This window comes from Microbacterium sp. Bi128, from assembly GCF_918698205.1.
This window is the reverse complement of record NZ_CAKKMM010000585.1, coordinates 1-3,000: the sequence shown is the minus strand read 5'-3', so window position 1 is coordinate 3,000 and position 3,000 is coordinate 1. Positions and strand designations below refer to the sequence as shown.

Annotated in this window: 2 protein-coding genes and 1 pseudogene; all 3 read right to left on the bottom strand. The window is 72.6% G+C overall.

The window, feature by feature from the left end:
• Window positions 1-22: 22 nt before the first annotated feature.
• Entirely contained in the window at window positions 23-1,498 is a 1,476-nt protein-coding gene (locus LQV45_RS23325) for a peptide MFS transporter (protein ID WP_230009031.1), read from the bottom strand.
• 62 nt (window positions 1,499-1,560) lie between these two features.
• Window positions 1,561-2,811: an MFS transporter gene (locus LQV45_RS23320; RefSeq protein ID WP_230009030.1), complete on the bottom strand. Its 1,251-nt coding sequence runs from the start codon at window positions 2,809-2,811 to the stop codon at window positions 1,561-1,563.
• Window positions 2,808-3,000: pseudogene (locus tag LQV45_RS23315) on the bottom strand (ArsR family transcriptional regulator); the annotation flags it as partial. The pseudogene LQV45_RS23315 and the gene LQV45_RS23320, both read right to left, overlap by 4 nt.

Here is a 3,000-nt window from a genome sequence, read left to right as displayed (position 1 = left end):
CCGCCCGCGCGGCGACGCGGACTCAGCGCACGCCCCTCATCAGGGCGAGCACCGGCTTGGCCGCCAGGAGGAGGGCGATGCCGAGCACGACGGCGATCGCGCCGAGGATCGTGAAGTACGGCACCTCGTTGCGCGGGTCGTAGAAGCCGGCGAGCCATCCGGCGATCGAGGTGCCGAGCGCCACCGACAGGAAGTACAGCGCGACCATCTGCGTGTGGAATCGCGCGGGCGCGAGCTTGGTCGACACCGACAGGCCGGGCGGCGAGATGAACAGCTCGGCGATCGTGAAGACGAGCAGGATGCCGACGATCGCGATGAGCGGCGTGGCGTTCGCGGGCCCGTTGGCGAACGGCAGGAACAGCAGGAACGCGGCCCCCATCACGATCGCGCCGACACCGAACTTCACCGGCGCCCCGGGCTGGCGGGAGCCGAGCCGCGTCCAGATCGCGGCGAACACCCCCGAGAGGATGATGACGAAGATCGGGTTGATCGAGTTGACCCACGAGATCGGCATCTCCCAACCGAAGATGTCGCGGTTGAGTCGTTCGTCCGAGTAGATCGTCAGCACCGTGAACTGCTGCTGGTACAGCGACCAGAAACCCACGTTGACCACGAACAGAGGGATGAAGCCGATCACGCGGGAGCGCTCGGTGGCGGTGATGGCGGGCGACGAGACGATGACCGCGAAGTACGCGATCGAGGCGGCGACGACCACGAGGATCACGATGCCGGCGAGGTTGTCGGCGCGGATGACGCCCAGCAGCACGAGCACCGCGACCACGACGATCGCGGCGGCCGCGGCACCGACGACGAGCCCGCGGCGCGAGGCAGGCAGCGGATTGGGTACCGCGCGCGACGCGGCCGGCAGCGCCCGCCGACCGAACGAGTACTGCACCAGGCCCGCGGCCATGCCGACGGCGGCGGCGCCGAAGCCCCAGTGGAACCCCACCGAGGACTGCAGCGCGCCGGTCACGATCGGGCCGATGAACGCGCCGAGATTGATGCCGAGGTAGAACAGCGAGAACCCGGCGTCGCGGCGCGCGTCGTCCGGCGCGTAGAGGGTCCCGACCACCGAGGTCGCATTGGCCTTGAGGCCGCCCGATCCGATCGCGACGAGGACGAGACCCACACCGAGGCCCCACATGCCCGGCAGGATCGCGAGCGCGATGTGCCCGGCCATGATCACGATCGCGCTGTAGAACAGGACGCGCTCGGAGCCGAGCAGGCGGTCGGCCACCCATGCCCCGAGGATCGTGGCGAGGTACACCGACCCTCCGTAGGCGCCGACGATCCCGGTCGCGACGGTCTGGTCGATGCCGAGGCCGCCCTCGGCGACCGAGTGGTACATGTAGATGAGCAGGATCGCCTGCATGCCGTAGAAGCTGAAGCGCTCCCACATCTCCACGCCGAAGATGTGAGCGAGTGCCCACGGCTGCCCGAAGAAGCGGCGGTCGGTGCTGCTGTCGTCCACCGCGGTGTGGTCGCTCTGCTGAGACATGCGCTCCAGGCTAGACCTGCGCGGGAGTCGGACGGGGGTGTTGCCGTCCGCGGCGTCGGGCGTTACACCGCCCGGATGCCCCACACGCTTCGCGATGCGGCGGCGCACGCGGTGGCCACCAGGATGACCGCCGCGCAGCCCAGCAGCACGGGGGTCGTGCCGACGGCGTGAGCGAGCGGGCCGACCGCGATCTCACCGAGCGGCACCGCGATGAAGGAGCCCACCATGTCGTAGGAGTAGACGCGCGACAGCGCCTCGCGGGGCACGTGGGACTGCAGCGATTGGTCCCACGCGATCGCGAACACCTCCATCGCCAGCCCGCCGAGGGCGAACGCCCCCACGAGCACCGCGAGCGCGGGGGCCGCGGCCAGGGCGGCGACGGGCAGCGCGGCGACCGCCATGCCCGCCACGCCGATGCCGAGAGCTCGTCGCGGTCGCCAGCGCAAGGCGAGCACGGCACCCAGGGCGAACCCGGCGGTCTGCGCCGCGACGACGAGGCCCCACGCGCCGCGCCCGAGCGACTCGTCGGCCACGAGCGGACCGAGCACCACCGTCGCGCCCGTGAACGCCGCGTTGAGGACGGCGAACTGCAGCACCACGATCCAGATCCACCGTCGACTCGAGAACTCGCGCCAGCCCTCGCGCAGGTCGGACAGCACGGACGTCCGCTCCGCCGCCGCCGCCGCCGCCGGGACCGCGGGCAGCCGCAGGCGCGCGTACAGCAGCGCGGCGACGGCGAAGGCGGCGGCGTCGATCGCGAGCCCCCACCCCGGTCCGATGAGGGCGATGACGCCCGCTCCCGCGGATGCGCCCACGATGCTGCCCGCGTTCAGGCCGAGCCGCAGCAGCGCGTTCGCGGGGCGCAGCTGCGCCGCGGGTACCGTGTCGGGCACGAGAGCCGCCGCCGCCGGGAGGCTCACCGCGGCCACCGCACCGTTGATCACCCCGAGCGCGACGAGGGCGGGGATGCCGGCGGTTCCGGTGAGGACGAGCGCGGCGATCGTGCCCTGGGTGGCGGCCGCGGCCAGCGACGTCCCGACGAGCAGGACGTTGCGGGGGAGACGGTCGGCGATGACGCCGCCGAAGAGCAGCACTGCGACGTTGGCGATCGAGCGTGCGGCGACGACCAGCCCCAGGTCGGCGGCGGACCCGGTCAGGTCCAGCACGGCGAACGCAAGGGCGATCGGGGCTACGGCGTTGCCCACGATCGCGGTCGTGCGCGCGGCGAGGAGCCAGCGGAAGGGGGTGGATGCCAGGGGCCCGGGCCCGTGCGGTCGTGTGGCACGCGCGTCGGCCGGGGGAGCGCCGCTCATCGCTTCCGCCGAAGGGGGAACAGCACGGCGGTCATCGAGACCGGGCGGGTGCCCGGCGTGCGCGGCGGCCGCGCGGCCGCATGCAGCAGGGCCGAGGCCTCGCCGACGTGACGGACGACCCTGCGCCACACCTCGGGGTCCACCCATAGCTCGGCGTCCGTCGTGACCGCGGGACCCTCGGTGCGCTCG

What these genes read in the sequence shown, in the direction of transcription:
- LQV45_RS23325 (WP_230009031.1), bottom strand. Translation starts at nt 1,498, where the DNA reads ATGTCTCAGCAGAGCGACCACACCGCGGTGGACGACAGCAGCACCGAC.
- LQV45_RS23320 (WP_230009030.1), bottom strand. Translation starts at nt 2,811, where the DNA reads ATGAGCGGCGCTCCCCCGGCCGACGCGCGTGCCACACGACCGCACGGG.